General features: G+C 63.5%; 12 protein-coding genes and 1 pseudogene. 5 read left to right on the top strand and 8 right to left on the bottom strand.

What is annotated here, in order from left to right; all coding sequences use genetic code 11:
- The 4 genes from VA602_RS14080 to VA602_RS14065 all read left to right on the top strand — a co-directional run.
- The coding region (locus VA602_RS14080; RefSeq protein WP_323453506.1) for a TonB-dependent siderophore receptor at window positions 1–1,484 on the top strand (1,484 nt) is incomplete at its 5' end.
- Between the two features lie 115 nt (window positions 1,485–1,599).
- Window positions 1,600–2,712, top strand: coding sequence for a PepSY-associated TM helix domain-containing protein (locus tag VA602_RS14075; RefSeq protein ID WP_323453505.1), 1,113 nt, complete (start codon window positions 1,600–1,602; stop codon window positions 2,710–2,712).
- Window positions 2,709–2,885, top strand: coding sequence for a hypothetical protein (locus VA602_RS14070; protein WP_323453504.1), 177 nt, complete (start codon window positions 2,709–2,711; stop codon window positions 2,883–2,885). The genes VA602_RS14075 and VA602_RS14070 overlap by 4 nt, the downstream gene beginning before the upstream one ends.
- 72 nt (window positions 2,886–2,957) lie before the next feature.
- Window positions 2,958–5,756 carry a dermonecrotic toxin domain-containing protein gene (locus VA602_RS14065; protein WP_323453503.1) on the top strand — a complete coding sequence of 933 codons (2,799 nt, stop codon included), beginning with the start codon at window positions 2,958–2,960 and terminating at the stop codon, window positions 5,754–5,756.
- Here VA602_RS14065 and VA602_RS14060 read toward each other — a convergent pair.
- From VA602_RS14060 to glnE, 8 genes are all read right to left on the bottom strand, one after another.
- Window positions 5,729–7,171 carry a lipopolysaccharide kinase InaA family protein gene (locus tag VA602_RS14060; protein ID WP_323453502.1) on the bottom strand — a complete coding sequence of 481 codons (1,443 nt, stop codon included), beginning with the start codon at window positions 7,169–7,171 and terminating at the stop codon, window positions 5,729–5,731. The genes VA602_RS14065 and VA602_RS14060 overlap by 28 nt on opposite strands.
- Window positions 7,171–7,923, bottom strand: a complete 753-nt coding sequence (locus tag VA602_RS14055; RefSeq protein ID WP_323453501.1) for a lipopolysaccharide kinase InaA family protein — start codon at window positions 7,921–7,923, stop codon at window positions 7,171–7,173. The genes VA602_RS14060 and VA602_RS14055 overlap by 1 nt, the downstream gene beginning before the upstream one ends.
- A complete protein-coding gene (locus tag VA602_RS14050; protein ID WP_323453500.1) occupies window positions 7,920–8,654 on the bottom strand; it encodes a lipopolysaccharide kinase InaA family protein in 735 nt (244 codons plus the stop codon). Before VA602_RS14050 ends, VA602_RS14055 begins: the two co-directional genes overlap by 4 nt.
- Window positions 8,654–9,460 (bottom strand): lipopolysaccharide core heptose(I) kinase RfaP, encoded by an 807-nt coding sequence (gene rfaP / locus VA602_RS14045; protein ID WP_323453499.1) that lies wholly within the window; start codon window positions 9,458–9,460, stop codon window positions 8,654–8,656. Before rfaP ends, VA602_RS14050 begins: the two co-directional genes overlap by 1 nt.
- Complete coding sequence (locus tag VA602_RS14040; RefSeq protein ID WP_323453498.1) at window positions 9,457–10,581, bottom strand: glycosyltransferase family 4 protein; 1,125 nt, start codon at window positions 10,579–10,581, stop codon at window positions 9,457–9,459. The genes rfaP and VA602_RS14040 overlap by 4 nt, the downstream gene beginning before the upstream one ends.
- Entirely contained in the window at window positions 10,581–11,639 is a 1,059-nt protein-coding gene (waaC, locus tag VA602_RS14035) for a lipopolysaccharide heptosyltransferase I (protein WP_054892167.1), read from the bottom strand. Before waaC ends, VA602_RS14040 begins: the two co-directional genes overlap by 1 nt.
- The gene (gene waaF, locus VA602_RS14030) at window positions 11,640–12,689 is read right to left on the bottom strand and encodes a lipopolysaccharide heptosyltransferase II (RefSeq protein ID WP_323453497.1); all 1,050 of its coding nucleotides are present in this window, start codon (window positions 12,687–12,689) and stop codon (window positions 11,640–11,642) included. It abuts the gene before it with no gap.
- 185 nt (window positions 12,690–12,874) lie between these two features.
- Window positions 12,875–15,808 (bottom strand): bifunctional [glutamate--ammonia ligase]-adenylyl-L-tyrosine phosphorylase/[glutamate--ammonia-ligase] adenylyltransferase, encoded by a 2,934-nt coding sequence (gene glnE, locus VA602_RS14025; protein ID WP_323453496.1) that lies wholly within the window; start codon window positions 15,806–15,808, stop codon window positions 12,875–12,877.
- A 384-nt stretch (window positions 15,809–16,192) separates the two neighbouring features.
- Here glnE and VA602_RS14020 point away from each other — a divergent pair.
- A pseudogene (locus VA602_RS14020) lies at window positions 16,193–16,935 on the top strand (pyruvate dehydrogenase (acetyl-transferring), homodimeric type); the annotation flags it as partial.

Below are 16,935 nucleotides of genomic sequence, written 5' to 3'. Positions count from 1 at the left end.
AGCGCTACAACATCGCTCCGAGCCTGACCTGGAACATCGACGAGGACACCTCGCTGACCTTCCTCAGCCAGTTCACCCGCGACGATACGGGAGTCACCAGCCAGTTCTACCCGATCCAGGGCACCAAGATCGACATGCCGTTCGGCAAGATCTCGCACCACAAGAACCTGGGAGATCCGAACTACGACTTCTACGACCGCACCTACTACGCCGTCGGCTATGCCTTCGAGCATCGCTTCAACGATGTCTGGCAGTTCCGCCAGAACCTGCGCTACACCAAATCCGAACTGTCATTCCAGACCGTGACCGTCAACAGCTACAACCCAGGGTTCGGGATGGTGGTGGACGATCAGGGCAACACCGGGCGCGGTACCACCAACGTCGACGAAGATATCAGCCAGTTCGCTGTCGACAACAACTTCCAGGGCGACTTCAGCACCGGCGCTATCAGCCACACCCTGCTGATCGGCCTGGATCACCAGCGCATGAACAACAACTATCTGGCCATCTTCGGCAGTGCGCCGCCGATCAACGTGAACAATCCGGCCTACGGCCTGCCCATCACCCGCCCGGATCGTTCTACAGCGTTCTACGACTACGACCAGAAGACCCGCCAGACAGGCCTCTACGTCCAGGACCAGATGGCCCTCGACAACTGGCGCCTGACCCTGGGTGGACGCGAGGACTGGGTGCACACCGGCACCAAGTTCTTCAACAAGGGCGATGCCACCAACACCCAGCGCGACAAGAAATTCAGCGGTAACGCCGCGATCAGCTATGTCTTCGATTCGGGCTTCGTGCCGTATCTGTCCTATGCCGAGTCGTTCCAGCCAAGCAGCAAGGCCGACATCGACCCGACCAACGGTCTCAAGCCGACCGAAGGCAAGCAGTGGGAGCTGGGGATAAAGTACCAGCCACCGGGCTCCAATACCCTTTTGACTGCGGCGGTGTACGACCTGACGCAGAAAAACGTTTCGGTCACCAACAACATCGGCAACGTGACCGTCACCAGCCAGACCGGCGAAGTGAAAGTGCGTGGCCTGGAGCTGGAAGCCGTCTCCAATATCACCGAGAACCTGAAGGTGATCGCGGCCTACACTCTGGCCAAATCGGAAGTACAGGACGGCCAGTTCAAGGGCAACCGCCTGCAGTTGATGCCCAACCAGCAAGCCTCGCTGTGGGCCGACTACACCTGGCACAGCGGTGTACTCGACGGCTTCGGCATCGGCGGCGGTGCGCGCTACACCGGGAACACCTACGGTGACCAGGGCAATACCTACCTCGGCAAGGCCAAGGCCTACACCGTATTCGACGCTTCGGTGCACTACGACCTGGGCCGCCTGGACAATAGCCTCAAGGGCGCCTCGGTGGCGGTCAATGCCACCAACCTGTTGAACAAGGACTACATTTCGACCTGCGATTCGTACTACTGCTACTACGGCGACCAGCGTAGCGTAGTAGTCAGCGCCAACTACAAGTTCTGAGTGACGCCTCGCGGGGCAAGCCCGCTCCTACAGGTACACGACGATCCTGTGGGAGCGGGCTTGCCCCGCGATTGCGTCCTGAAAAACAGCACAAGCTGCAAAGGCTGCAACCCTGATGAAAAGCCAAACCATCCGCCGCTGGTCGGCGATCCACACCTGGACCAGCCTGATCTGCACGCTGTTCCTGCTGCTGCTCGCCCTGACTGGCCTGCCGCTGATCTTCCACCACGAACTCGAACACCTGCTCGGTGATGCCCCGGAACTGCGCGAGATGCCTGCCGACACGCCGCATCTGGACCTTCAGCAACTGGTAATCAAGGCCGAGCAACACCGCCCCGGCGAGGTCATGCAGTATTTCGGTTTCGAGGATGACGAGCGCAACGGTTTGGTGGCGATCACCGCAGCCACCGCTGGCACCGAACCCAACGCCTCGCACACCTTCATGCTCGACGCCCGCACCGGCGAGGCGGTGGCCATGCCCGCCGCCAATGGCGGCTTGATGATGACCATCCTGCGCCTGCACGTGGACATGTTCGCCGGCCTTCCCGGCAAGCTCCTGCTGGCCGCCATGGGCGTGCTGTTCGTCGCTGCCATCGTCTCGGGCACGGTGCTCTACGCTCCGTTCATGCGCCGCCTGCAGTTCGCCACGGTCCGCACCGATAAATCGCGGCGCCTGCGCTGGCTCGACCTGCACAACCTGATCGGCGTTGTCACCCTGACCTGGGCGCTGGTGGTCGGTGTCACCGGGGTGATCAGCGCACTGTCCGACCTGGTCATCGCGGCCTGGCGCAATGACAGCCTGGCGGCGATGGTTGCGCCCTATCGCGATGCCCCGCCACTCACCGAACGCGCGCCTGCCAAGCAGTTGCTGCAGATCGCCGAACAAGCCGCACCCGGCATGCGTGCAGACTTCATCGCCTTTCCCGGTACACGCTTTTCCAGCGAACACCACTACGCGGTGTTCATGAAAGGCGCGACACACCTGACGTCGCACTTGCTGACGCCGGTACTGATCGATGCCCGTACCCTGGAAGTCACCGCCATTGGCGATCGCCCCTGGTACATGGACGCCATGGGCCTGTCACAGCCACTGCACTTCGGCGACTATGGCGGACGGCCGATGCAGATCCTCTGGGCGGTACTGGATGTGCTGACCATCGTCGTCCTGCTCAGTGGCCTGTACCTGTGGTGGGGCAAGCAGCGCAAGCCCCGCGAGGTGCGGACATGACCCACCGCTCGCAAAGCACTCGCCGGATCTTCGCCTGGCCAACCGCCATCGCCCTCCTGAGCGCTGCAGGGCTGTTCGCGGCTCTGCTCGGTGATGGTGCCTGGGATGTGCTGTCCTGGGCGGGGCTGGGGATACCGGCGCTACTTGGAGTGCGCGGCCTGTCGAGACGATGAGGTAATCGGCTAACGCGCCCACCGAGGCCTGGCACGCCAAGCTGGCCGCTCCATCACTACGGAGCGCAGCTAATGAGCCTGCAACATTTCCAAGCCTTCGATCAACAGCTGAGCGACCTGCTTGCGTCGCCGCCCCGGCCTGAAACCTCGCAGCCCTGGCTCAAGGCACGCCAGCGGTATTTCGCAGACCTCGCCGAGTATTGGCTCGACACCGGCGTCACCGGCGAAAGTCGTAAAGCACGACTGGTCACCTTGCTACGCGCGCAACTGCTCGCACAGATCACCCTGCGCGTCGATGATCACACCCTCGGTTCGAACCACGCCGAACTGCTCAAAACCAGCATAGAAATGCCGCTGCCCGGGCAACGCCAGCACCTGCCTACTGCCGAGCGCCCACAAATCTACCGCCCACTGCTGGACATCGGCACCCCTCACTGGCGCGAGTACCTGCCCGGCGCCTTCGTGATTGTCGAAGGCGGACCCGAGGGCAGCATGCCCGACCCCGCTGAGTCCAGCGACTACGTCTTGCTGTGCAGTCTTTCCCATGGCATCGAGGCGTTCGACGACCTGGCGGAACTGCACACCGAGCTGTGCGAGCGCCTGGACGACCTGCAGCAGAGCAGGCCGCTGCTGCAGTTGATGGCCGGTGATGAACAGCGAGAGCGTGCGCGCAATGCCGAGCGCCTGCGCTACGAATGGTTCAACGATGATCCGTTGCAGCTGCAGGTACAGGCCCTGATAGATAGCCAACATGCAAGCCTGACGCAGGTCTGGGAAAACGCAGCCCAGACATCGCCAATCGATTGGCCTGCCCTGACCAGCCAACTGGACACAGCTGCCGACCTGCTGCCCCTGGCCGATAGCAGGTCGGCCCTGCAGACACGTTATGCCCTTCTGCTGGAGAGAAACAGCCCCGCCTGGCTCAAGAACGCGTCGGCACAAGGCCTGACCCACATCATGCAAACCATGCAGGAGCTGGTGATCGCCATCGACAAGGCTGCCGCGCCAGGCATTCTCAGTCACGATCAATTCCTCGACCGTGAGGGTCTGCGCTCCTGGACTTGCGAACAACTGCGTAAAGCCATGCGCCAGCAGTATCAATTCGATGCCGACCCGCTTGAGCTCCATGTCACCGTGACAATGGCGCGCCAGAGAGGGCCTGTCCTCCATCCCGGACTCGCTACCGGCTACATCCCCGCCGCCAGCCGCCCACAGGTCGGCGACACCGTCGAGTTGGTATCGCAGAGCTATAGCCTCGATCAGTTGGCCATGCTCAACGTCAGTTGGCTTGACGTCGACTATTGGCTGACAGCACGAGTACACCGCGCGGACGGCAGCCCCGTGACACAGATCACCCCGGCGCAGATCAAGCAGATGGTTCGTGCCTTGGACGTTGGCGAGAGCTACAGCCGCTACCTGCGCACGCACCTGCTGGAGTCACCGACGGCCAAGTGGCGACGCGACAGCTACGCCGACATCAGCAGAGCGCGCATGCGCGCCGAAGCGGCCAAGGCGCGATACGCCGGTCACTACCTCGAAGACGCCTTCGAACGCGGCTACCTGTGGACGAGCACCGTGCTCGACCATCCCGACAGCGAGCAGCGCAAGGCACTGAAGGTTATGCGCCTGAGCGTGCGACAACTGTCGATCGACGGCCACACCGTGCAAGGGGTCATGCTCATCACCCCCGAGAACGCCGGTATGGTGCGTTTCCTGGTCTATACACCGGATGCCCCGGATCGCCGCGCCTGGCGTGAATTCCGCAACCCCCGGCACATGCTGCGTACCCTACGCGAGAAACCAGCCCTTCGTGACTACGTCAAAGAGCGTATGCCGTTGGCCAACCCGGATAATGTCGAACGCTGGCTCTCCAAGGGTGGATTGAGCCCACGGATAAGCCGCCCGGAAATCACCGGCGACTTTCAGCACGCACTCTATCGGGCCGAAGTCCACGCAGCCCTGGCAGCGGTGGACGCAGCCACCAATACGAAACTGGAGCTGCTAGGCGATTTCAGCCTGCATGTGCTGTGGGTCATCCTCGACCTGCTCAGCTTGGTTCTGCCCCTTCGTGCCCTGGCAGTGCTGTCGTTCGCCCGTGCCGCGATCTCGATAATCGATACCCACAAGGCGTACGTCGAAGGTGACCGCATCGGCATGCTGCGCTCGCTGGTCGATGCCTTCAGCTATGCCAGTGATGGCATCAACAGCGTCTCCGGTTCAACGGTGCTTCGCCGGGCAATTCGAGCCATGCCACCGACGCCGCCACTGTCGCTCCCCCCGGCCATGGTCAGCGCGGTCAATACCAGCAAGCTTCGCTACCGAGTCGACGGCATTCACAAGGAGGGCATCTATGAACAGCACTCACCCTATCCAGGATTGACCTTCTACTTCATCAAGGACAGCGCCGGCCAGACCTACCAAGTCGCATTCGACGGTTACCGCTGGCGAGTGATCGATCCGCGCAAGCCGGACGCTTACACCAAGGTCCCGGTCAAGCGTCGCGAGGACGGCGAATGGGTCGTCGACTCCCCCGTGCTGTGGTACGACGGACTGCCAGACCTGAAAGCACTGTTCGACACCTGTCGGCTCGCCGAAGTGCCTGCGGGGGAAAAACACGAAGATGCCGACGGGTTGTACCAAAGCGACCAAGGGCTTTACCTGCTTGCCGGTGGCCATGCCCTGCCGCTGCGCGCGCATCTGCTCAAGAACCACTACCGGCTGCTGCTTGCCGGGCAAAACCGCGAAAGCCCCGCCTCGGCCATCTTGCGTTGGCAAGACAGACAATGGAGCCTTCGCGTGCGCCAGGCCGGTCGCAGCAGCGACTGGCTGACGCTGCCGCAGGCTTATTCGGTGAGCCGAGGCAGCAACTGATCGAGGCGCTGGTGCAAGGCACTGCTGCTTGGCCAGTTGCGCAGCAAGCGCGCACGGTCACGTGCGTAGGCAGGAGCAAAGCTGAGCTGAGTGGCGTGCTGGGTCATGGCATCGAGGTCGATCAGCGACCACTGGCCGTTCTGCCAGAACAGGTTGTGGCCCTTGAAGTCACCATGGCTGATGCGTTCGGCAATCAGCCTCTGCATCAGCCCGACCAGCGCCTGCACCTGTGCTTCGGGCACTTCGCCACTCTCGACATGGGGCGCGAAGCACGCGGTCAGATCCGGGCCGTCGACGTATTCGGTCACCAGGTAAGCGGTACTGCGCAGCCCCATCACCCGTTGCTCCAGCACCGCCAGCGGACGTGGCGTGGCGATATCGAGAAACTCCAGGCGATGCCCTTCGATCCACGAATGCCAGGCACGACTCGGGCGCCAGAAACGCTTGAACCAGTGGGCGGTGTTCTTGATGTTGTAGCGCTTGAGCACCAGCGTGCGGCCACCGGCCTCGATACGTGCCACGCTGGCGGCACCGCCGGTCTTGTACAGGTGGCCCTGCTCGATCAGCGTATCGGCCTGCTCCAGTACCGGCACCAGGGCAGACACCTCCTCGCGCCGGATCGCACGCAGGCCCGAGAGGCTGCGCTCGACGCTGAACAGCGTGCAGTCGCGCCCGGCCTTGTCCAGGTAGTCTTTCAAGCGCCAACTGCGTACCTTGTCGACCTGCTTCTGCAGGGCTTCGAGCGGCAGCGCATGCTCGCCATTGGCCAGCAGGTAATGCACCAGCGCCTCTTCGATGAAGGGTTCCAGGCGCTTGGGCAACTGGGCGAACAATACCCCGAGGTTTTCCAGTACACGCTGGCGCGACAGCTGCTGGCCCGGCGTTTCAGCCTTGATGCCGGCGCCATCGATCAGGTAGAGGTGCCCCCCGTGGCGCAGCAGGTTGTCCAAGTGCAGGTCTTCCTGCCACAGCCCTTTGGCGTGCATCTGCGCCACTGCGGTCAGCGCCTCGCCGAGCACCCCATGCTGCTCGTCCGCCAGCATCGGCAGATGCTCGACCTTGGCCCAGGCGTCGCCCAGGTTTTCAGCGTTTTCAAGAAACTCGAACAGCAGCCAGCCACCCTCGCTATCCTTCAGGCCATCGGCCAGCAGTCGGGGCGTGGTCAACCCCTGCGCAGCCATCAAGCGCGCGCCCTCCAGCTCACGCTGGAAATGGCGGGCGGCGCTGCTGCCGACCAGCAGTTTGGCCAGCACCGGCGTGCCACGCCAGATGCCGGCACCGACATAGCGCTGACCTGGCAGTACGCGCAGCAGGCTGAGCAACTGCAACTCGGCACTGCCGGCAGCATCTTCGAGCGTCACGCTCAAGGGCAGGCTCGGGCTGCGCCCGGCATCCTTCAGTTCAGACAAGCGCATCAGCGGGCCTCTTTTTCACGACGGCGTTGCGTCAGGCGTTGCAGCCAGGTGCCGACCAGCGCGCTGTCGGCCGGCTGCGCCAGGTAGGCGGCGAGCAGGCTGCGCACGTCCACCTCGCTCCAGGCACGGGCGCGACGCAGCAAGGGCTCGAGGTCCTTGAGGCGGTCACGCATACCGAACAGCAGTGGCCGGGTCTTTTCCAGGTCGATCAGCTGGGCCTGCCAGCCTTCGCGGCGTTCGCGCAGGAAAATATGCTTGGGATAGAAACAACCATGCACCTGGCCGGCACCGTGCAGGGTACGCGCCAGCTCGCCACAGGCCGTGAGGATACCCTGGCGTCGAGGCTCGGGCAGTTGCGGCCATTGGCCGAGGAAACTCTCCAGGTCGTTCCACTCGTCGAGCGCCCGGGTCATCAGGATCGCCCGATGCTGGCCGCCCTGCTTGCGCTCGCCATAGAACACTGCCTGCAGTGCTGGGATGTTGAGCTTTTCGTAGCGGCTGATATTGCGAAATTCGCGAGCGAAGGTAGGCTCGCCGAACGGCCGGTGCAGGGTGCGTGTGAGGTAGTCGCTCTGGCGCTTGAGGTAGTAGCCCTTGCCTTCAAGCTCCAGGCGGAACACGCTGCTCCAGCCGCCGCGCCCAGTATTGGGTTCGTCGACGGCGTCCAGTTGCAGTGCCCACAGCGCCTCGAAGTCGTTCAGGCCATGGCGTTGCAGCAGCGCCTGGTCGGCGCTGGCCAGGTAATCGGTCATTCCCTTCCCTCGAAGAAGCTCACCACCTGGCGAATCCGTCGCTTGTCACGGGCATTGAGCCGCGCGTGCCCGCGATATTGCAGGTAGAAGCGCAGGCGCTGGGTGGCCGAGAGGTGATATTTGGCGACCTTGTCCAGGCACGCCAGATCCTTGATAAGCCGGTGACGGAGCATGAAGCCACGCCAGAAATCGCCCGTCGGGCAATCGATGAAGAACAGCGTCGCCTGATCATCCACCAGCAGGTTGCGCCACTTCAGGTCGTTGTGAGCGAAGTGGTGATCGTGCATGACCCGGGTATGGCGAGCCAGTTGACGACTGACATGCTCGACCCAGGCCCGGTCAGCCAGGCGCGGATCGTTGCGCTCGGCCAGCGCCGAAAGGTCTTCGGTGCGCGGCAGCTCGCGGGTGATCATCGCGCCGCGACCGAACGACAGGCCATTGCGCTCCAGCCCCCAGGCCACCACTTCGGCAGTGGGGATGCCCCACTTGGCGAACTGCTTGAGGTTCTGCCATTCAGCCTTGATCCGTGGCCGTCCGAGGAAGCGACGCATGTGCTTGCCGGCACCGGTGTAGCGTTTGACGTAGTAGTTGACCCCATCGCGCTCGATGCGGATGACCTCGCTCAGCGGGTCACGGGTGAGGCGCTCGCCTTCGAGGGCGAACACCGCGTCGATACTGCCGAAGTCCGCCGCCAGGTGTTCGTAGCCCGGCGCCAGTGTCCAACCCGCCATCAGAGCGCATCCCCATAGCGTTGCTTGCGATCGTAGAGTTTCTGCGCCTTGCGTTCGAGCCAGGCAAGCAGTGCGGCTTCCTCGCCGAGCACCTGGCGCAGCGGGCGCTGGAAATAGCCCTTGAGGAAGCGCAGCTTGTCGCGACGCGTCAGGCCGATGTCCAAGGCCGAGAAATACAAGGCGGCCAGGTCCTTGTCGCGCCAGCGACGGGTGATTTTCGTACGGGTCTGTGCGCGGTGCAGGTCGATCACCGACAGTTTGAAGTCTTCAGGCGTCACGGGCCGGTCGGTGTGCAGCAGGAAATGGCAGATGTAGCAATCACGGTGGTTGACGCCTGCACGGTGCATGCCGCCGACCATCTTCGCTACCTCATCGATCAGCGCACGCTTGAGACGCGGCTCGGGGGGCTGCTTGAGCCAGTCGATGCTGAAGTCTTCCAGGCTGACGGTGGGGGCCAGCTCTTCGGTGACGATGAACGAATGCTGGGTGGCCGGGTTGCTGCCACGTTCGCCATAGGCGACGGCGGTCATGGTCGGCACGCCGACCTCCTGCAGGCGCTGGATCGCCAGCCATTCCTGGCCGGCACCGAGTACCGGCAGCTTGGCGCTGAACAGGTTCTTGAAAATCTCGCCCCAGCCGATGCCGCGGTGGATCTTGACGAAATAGCCCTCGCCCTCGACCTCGGTGCGCAAGGTTCGGCGTCCTTCGAGCTCGCGGTATACCTCGCCCTGCAGGGCTTCGACGGCGTCGAAGGGATCGCGCCCGGCCCACAGGCGCTTGAAGGGTTCGGCCAGCATCAGCTTCATGCGTGCTCCTGGCCGAGGATCACATCGGCGGCGTGCTGCGGCATGCTGTAGAGATCGGCGCTGTCGGCAAAGGCCAGGCCGTTGCGCGCCCAATCGGCGCGGGCCTGGGGGTCTTCGAGCATGCGCTGCAGGTAGGCGTTGAGCTGCTCTTGCTCGAACGGCTCGTCGAGCACCAGGCCGCTGTCGGCCTCGGCGATGTAATGGGCGTAGCCACAGACCTTGGATACCAGCACCGGCAAACCTGCGACCAGCGCTTCGAGCAGCACGGTGCCGGTATTTTCGTTGTAGGCCGGGTGGATCAGCAGGTCGGCGCCGAGCAGGAAGCGCGGGATGTCGCTGCGCCCCTTGAGGAACTGCACCTGGTCACCCAGGCCGAGCGTGGCGCTCTGCAACTGGAACACCTTCGGGTCGTCCTGGCCGATGACCATCAGCCGGGTGCGCTTGCGCAGGCTCGGAGGCAATGCGGCCAGGGCTTTGAGGCTGCGATCGACGCCCTTGGTCTTGAACCCCGAGCCGATCTGCACCAGCAACAGGTCGTCGTCGCCCAGCGCGAACTCCTGGCGAAACGCTGCGCGGATCTCGGCGGCATTGGACGGCGCCCGACGATCCTGGGAGATGCCCGGTGGCAACAGGTGGAAACGCTCCACAGGGGTGTCGTAGTGCTTGATGAACAGCGGCTGTTGCACTTCAGAGATCATCAGGATCTCGGTGGCAGCATCCTTGGCGAACACGGCACGCTCGTATTCGGCGAAATGCCGGTAGCGGCCCCAGCGACGATACAGGCCGCCGCGCAGGGTCTGGGCCTTGTCCTCGAAGCAGCCGTCGGCGGCATAGTAGACGTCCAGCCCCGGCATCTTGTTGAAGCCAATCAGACGGTCGACCGGGCGCTTGGCCAGGTCGGCGGCCATCCAGGCGCTGAGTTTCTCGTTGCGGCGGTGGTTGAACAGCGCCTTGACCGGCGCCACCAGCACTTCGAAGCCCGGGGGGATGTCACCTTCCCAGATAAGTGTATAGACGCGGATCTGATGCCCACGCTTCTGGCACTCCAGGGCGATGCGCATGAAATCGCGCTGCAATCCGCCGAAGGGGAAATATTTGTAAAGCACGAAAGCCAGTTGCATCAACGAACATCCTCAGCCAGCAGCAGCGCGCTCAAGCGGCCCGCCACATGCTCGGGATTCAGGCGAGTGAAGCACAGCGGCCACTCGCGTTTGAGATCGAACCGGCGCAGATCCTCGGCGCTCGGTTTGTAGGTGCACTTCTTCTGCAGGCAAGGCGCACAGGGGAAGTTGCTGGCCTGGTGGATCTGGGCGCGTCCGTAGGCACCGGTCAGACCAGGGTTGGTGGGGCCGAACAGCGAGATGGTCGGCACGTCCAGCGCTGCGGCCAGGTGGCCGAGGCCGGTGTCCACCGCCACGCAGGCCTTGGCCGCCGCGAGTATGCGCGCGACCCCTGCGAGGTTCAATTTGGGGAGTACCTGGCAGTTTTCCAAGCCTTGGGCGATGCGATCGGCACGAGCCTTCTCCGCAGGATTGCCCCAGGGCAGCACGACTTTCATCTTGCGCCGCCCCATGCGCTCGGCCAGCTCACGCCAGTAGGCTTCCGGCCAGTGCTTGGTGGCCCAGGTGGTGCCATGCAGGAACACCACGTAGGGGGCGGTCGGGGGCAGTTGCAGGCGGTTCAGGTCCAGACCGTACTGGCCGATGCCTTCAGGCAGGTCGTAGGCCAGGGACAAGGCGAACAGCTGGCGTACCCGCTCTACCGCATGCTGGCCGACCGCTACTGACAGGCGTCGGTCGTAGAAGCGACTGGCCCAGCCCTCGCGCGCCGAATAGCGGTCGAGCCCGGCCACCGGCGCCTTGACGTAACGGGTCAACCAGGCCGACTTGACCAGCCCTTGGGCATCGATCACCAGGTCGTACTTGCGCTCGCGCAGGCGTTGCTTGAACGCCTTCCACTCGCCGCTCTTGAGCGTTTGCCAGAGATTCTTGCGCCAGCGCCGGATAGCCACCGGGATCACCTGGTCGACCGCCGGGTGCCAGCTCGGGATCTCGGCAAAGCCCTCCTCCACCACCCAGTCGAAACGGATGCCGGGGATGGCGTGGGCGGCATCGGTCAGCGCCGGCAGGGTGTGGATCACATCGCCCAGCGACGAGGTCTTGATGATCAGTACCCGCACTTAGTCGACCTCGGCCACGGTATCGATCAGGTTCGGACCACCCAGGCTGTGCAGGGCAGCAATGACTTTTTCGGGCTCGAGCAGGCGCAGGCAGTTGTAGTGGCCGAAACGGCAGGTACGTTCGAAGCACGGGCTGCACTCGATACCGGTGCGCACCACCTCGACCTGGTCGGCCAGTGGCGGAGTGAAGCCCGGCGAGGTCGAACCATAGACAGCCACCAGCGGGCGGTTGAGCGCCGCCGCCACATGCATCAGGCCGGAATCGTTGGACACCACCGCATCGGCGCAGGACATCAGGTCGATGGCTTCGGCAAGCGAGGTCTCGCCAGCCAGGTTGACGGACTCTTCACGCAAGCCCGGAATCAGGCGGTCGCGGATCTGCTCGCCGACAGGATGATCGTTCTTCGAGCCGAACAGCCACACCTGCCAGCCCTGACGAATCATCGCGTCGGCAACGGCAGCATAATGCTCGGCCGGCCAGCGCTTGGCCTCGCCGAACTCCGCACCTGGGCATAACGCAAGCACCGGGCGATCCAGCTCCAGGCCGAACTTGGCCAGGGCGGCCTCGCGGCTCTGGTCTTCGATACGCAGGCTCGGGCGGGGATAGGGTTGTGGCAACTGGGCGCCCGGCTCATAGGCCAGGGCCATGAAACGTTCGATCATCAATGGGTAGCGCGCCTTGTCGAGCTTGCGCACATCGTTGAGCAGCAGGTAGCGCATCTCGCCACGCCAGCCGGTGCGCTGGGGGATGCCGGCGAAATAAGGCACGAGTGCCGACTTGAGCGAGTTGGGCAACAGGATCGCCTGGTCGTACTGGCCGGCCAGTGACTTGCCGATGCGCCGGCGCGTGGCCAGCTCCAGGGCTCCGTGGCCGAGCGGGAAGCTCAAGGCCTGGCGCACCTCGGGCATGCGCTCGAGGATCGGCCGGCTCCACTCGGGAGCCAGCACGTCGATCACGCAGTCGGGATGACGCTGTTTCAGGCACTGGAACAGGGTCTGCGCCATCACCATGTCGCCGACCCAGCTGGGTCCAATGATCAGTATTCTCATGCTTTATCCAGAAACATTCGGGGAGGCTGCAGGTTGCTCTACAACCTGGCCTCCCCTCTTTATATTCAGGCTATGTGGCGGACAGTGTACCACTGACATGCCTCATTCGCGGGCAAGCCCGCTCCTACAGTGCTGTGGAGTACCTGTAGGAGCGGGCTTGCCCGCGAATCAAGCCAGCACGATAGTCAGCTCAAACCCAGCTCACCCCAGATCCGCCGCACCTCGCGGCGCTCATCGACAAGCTGCCCGGCATCGATCACCCCGGCTTGCTTCTGCAATGCCTGGCGGTGGGAGGCGGAGCGGAAGGTCTTGTACACCTCGCGCAACAAAATCGCGTCTTCGGCGGGCATCAACCCGGCCTGCTCCAACTCTTCGAGGATGCGAATGTTATCGGTCCAGCGCAGCAGGGCCGGATGGTCGTGAGACCAAGCCAAAGCGGCGTATTGCACCATAAATTCGATATCCACGATACCACCCGCATCCTGCTTGACATCGAACGGCTGGCCGGGCTCGAAGGCGTTGTCGGCGGTACCGGCAACGGTGCTCTTGCTGCCCAGGCTGGCGCGCATCTTGGCGCGCATCTCGCTGACCTCCTGACGCAGTGCGTCGAGATCGCGGGCCTTGCCCAGCACGCCGGCACGTACCGATTCGAAGGCACTGCCTACCTGCTTGCAGCCCACCAGCACACGCGCCCGCACCAGGGCCTGGTGTTCCCAGGTCCAGGCCTCGTTCTGCTGGTAGCGCTCGAAGGCCCCGAGCGAACTGACCAATAGCCCCGACGCACCGGAGGGGCGCAGCCGCATGTCCACATCATAGAGCTGGCCGGAGTTGGTCTGGGTAGTCAGCAGGTGAATGATGCGCTGGCCCAGGCGGGTGAAGAACTGCGCGCCGTCGATGGGCTTGGCGCCATCGGTCTCGGCGTTCGGGTCGCCGTCGTGGATGAATACGAGGTCCAGGTCCGAGCCATGTCCCAGTTCGATGCCGCCGACCTTGCCGTAGCCGACGATGATGAAACTTGGGTCGCACAGGGTGCCATCACTGCGCTTGGGCTGGCCATGACGGGCCACCGTCTGACGCCAGGCCAAAGCCAGCACCTGGTCGAGGATGGCCTCGGCCAGCCAGGTCAGGTAGTCGCTGACCTTCATCAAGGGCAGGTTGCCGCTGATTTCAGATGCCGCTACCCGCAAGCTGTGGGCCAGCTTGAAGTGACGCAGGGCCTCCATCTGCTGCTCCAGGTCGTCCTCGGGAATGCGCGTCAATCTCTCGCGCAACTCCGACGCCAGCTCAGGTGCCTGCGGCGGGCTGAACAGGCGGCCTTCGTTGAGCAGTTCGTCGAGCAGCAGCGGGAAGCGCGTGATCTGCTCGGCGATCCAGGGGCTGGCGGCGCACAAGGTCAACAGACGGCGCAAGGCGCCTGGGTTTTCGGTCAGCAGCACCAGGTAAGCCGAACGCCGAGCCACCGCTTCCACCAAGGGGAGCACTCGCTCAAGCACAAGGTCAGGGTTCTGGTGCTCTACAGTCTGCGCCAGCAGGCGTGGAATGAAGGCGTCCAGACGCTCGCGGCCAATGCGCTGCATCGAACGCAGCGACGGGCTGGCACGCAAGGAGGCCAAACGACGCAGGGCCTCGCCCGACTGCTTGAACCCGGCCTCTTCCAGTTGGCGACCGGCGGCCTCCTCGTCCTGCGCCTGCTCCCACAGCGGCGACCACTCGCCGCCCACTACCAGCTCGCCCTCGGCTTCCTCTTCATCAGGATCGGCGATCACCTGGCGGAAGTGCCAGTCGACCCGGCCGCGCCACTGCATCAGTTGGTCGTGGAACGCCTGCCAGTCGGCAAAGCCAAGGATGTAGGCGACCCGTTCGCGGTCGAGCTCCGAGTCCGGCAGCATCTGGGTCTGGCGGTCGGCGATGGCTTGGATCGCGTGCTCGGTGTAACGCAGGAACTGGTACCCATCACGCAGTTCGCTTACCACTGCCGGTGGCAGGTAACCCTGCCCCTCGAGCGTTGCCAGGACCTTGAGCAGCGGCCGCTGCTGCAGGCTCAGATCGCGCCCGCCGTGGATCAGCTGGAAGGCCTGGGCGATGAACTCGACCTCGCGGATGCCACCAGCACCGAGCTTGATGTTCTCTGCCATGCCCTTGCGCCGCACTTCCTGCTGGATTAGCTGCTTCATGGTGCGCAGCGCCTCGATGGCAGAAAAATCCAGGTAGCGCCGATAGACGAACGGTCGCAGCATCTCCTGCAACTGCGCCCCGGCCACCTGGTCGCCCGCCACCACGCGGGCCTTGATCATGGCGTAGCGTTCCCAATCGCGCCCCTGATCCTGGTAGTACTGCTCCAGGGCATTGAACGAGAGCACCAACGCGCCGGCCGAGCCATAGGGGCGCAGGCGCATGTCGACGCGGAACACGAAACCATCGACAGTGACCGGGTCAAGCGCCTTGATCAGGCGTTGCCCGAGGCGGGTGAAAAACTCCTGGTTATCCAGCGAGCGCTTGACCCCTTCGGTCTCGCCGCCTTCAGGGAAGGCGAAGATCAGGTCGATGTCCGACGACAGGTTGAGCTCCACCGCGCCCAGCTTGCCCATGCCCAGCACCACCATGTGCTGCGGCTGGCCAGTGCGGTTGCCGATCGGCGTGCCGAACTGCTGGCAATGACGCGGATACAGCCATTGATAGGCTTCGTCGATCGAGGCGTCGGCAAGCTCGGACAGGTCGCGGCAGGTCTCGCCCAGTTCGGCCTGGCGGGTGATGTCGCGCCAGATGATCCGCACCTGCTGGCGATTGCGCGCACGGCGCAAGTTGCGCGCCAGCTCGTCTTCGCTCTGGGACGCGTCTGCGGCAGCTTTTATATGGGCACGCAACTGGCCGGGGCCATAGGGGCGATCCATTTCGCCGCTGGCGAGCAGCTCGAACAGCGTTGCCGGTTCGCGCTGCGCCTGCTCGAGGACGAAATCACTGGCTGCAGCCACCTGATCGAACTGCAGGCGGTGCGCCGCGCTCCAACTGTCTGGATCAAGATCCGGATGCGCCGCCAGCGCCTCCTGCAGGAATTGTCGGTTACGGGCGACCAGCGGTTGCAGGGCGCCAGGCAGATCGAGCGGCAAAGGCAGGCGCATGGTCTATCCTTGATCGGCGTGAATGAGAGGGGTGAGTGCAGGCGAAAGAGGGACGGACCGCGGTTGGACTGTCATACAAAAGTTGTAAATAGCTGAAAAACCCAAATCATTGGTACGAAACATCAAGAAACCTCTTGTGCCAGTGCGATACCAACCAACAGGAACGTTTTTCTCCACAACCCGAAAGGCGGCCACAAGCCGTTTTTCTGTAGTATTACTACTCCCCCGACTGCTCAAAAGCATGAAATGCCGAAGCATTTGTAGTAAAACTACACGGCGCCGGATGACTGTCCGGCAAATCCAAGAATTCACGACGTCTGCCCAAAAGGCCAGTCGCAAACTCAGGCTTCCGATTCTGGTTGCCTTTCCGCCCTGGAGCAAGCCATGCAAGACCTCGATCCTATCGAAACCCAGGAATGGCTGGATGCCCTGGAGTCGGTCCTCGACAAAGAAGGCGAAGACCGCGCTCATTACCTGATGACCCGCATGGGCGAGCTGGCCACCCGCAGTGGTTCCCAGCTGCCTTACGCGATCACCACGCCATACCGCAACACCATCCCTGTCACCCACGAAGCACGCATGCCTGGCGACCTGTTCATGGAACGCCGCATTCGCTCGATGGTGCGTTGGAACGCCTTGGCCATGGTCATGCGCACCAACCTGAAGGACTCGGACCTGGGCGGACACATCTCGAGCTTCGCCTCCAGCGCCACCCTCTACGACATCGGCTTCAACTACTTCTTCCAGGCCCCGACCGAAGAACACGGCGGCGACCTGATCTTCTTCCAGGGCCACGCTTCGCCAGGCGTCTACGCCCGCGCCTTCATGGAAGGCCGCATCAGCGAAGAGCAGATGAACAACTTCCGCCAGGAAGTGGACGGCAACGGCCTGTCTTCGTACCCGCACCCATGGCTGATGCCTGACTTCTGGCAGTTCCCGACCGTTTCGATGGGTCTGGGTCCGATCCAGGCGATCTACCAGGCACGCTTCATGAAGTACCTGGAAGCCCGCGGCTTCATCCCGGCCGGCAAGCAGAAGGTCTGGTGCTTCATGGGCGACGGCGAGTGCGACGAGCCGGAATCCCTGGGCGCGATCGCCCTGGCAGGCCGCGAGAAGCTGGACAACCT

Origin of the sequence: Pseudomonas machongensis, from assembly GCF_034961125.1 — a bacterium.
Classification (GTDB): Bacteria; Pseudomonadota; Gammaproteobacteria; order Pseudomonadales; family Pseudomonadaceae; genus Aquipseudomonas; species Aquipseudomonas machongensis.
Note: the sequence above shows the minus strand (reverse complement) of the source record. Positions and strands in the feature narration are given on the sequence as shown.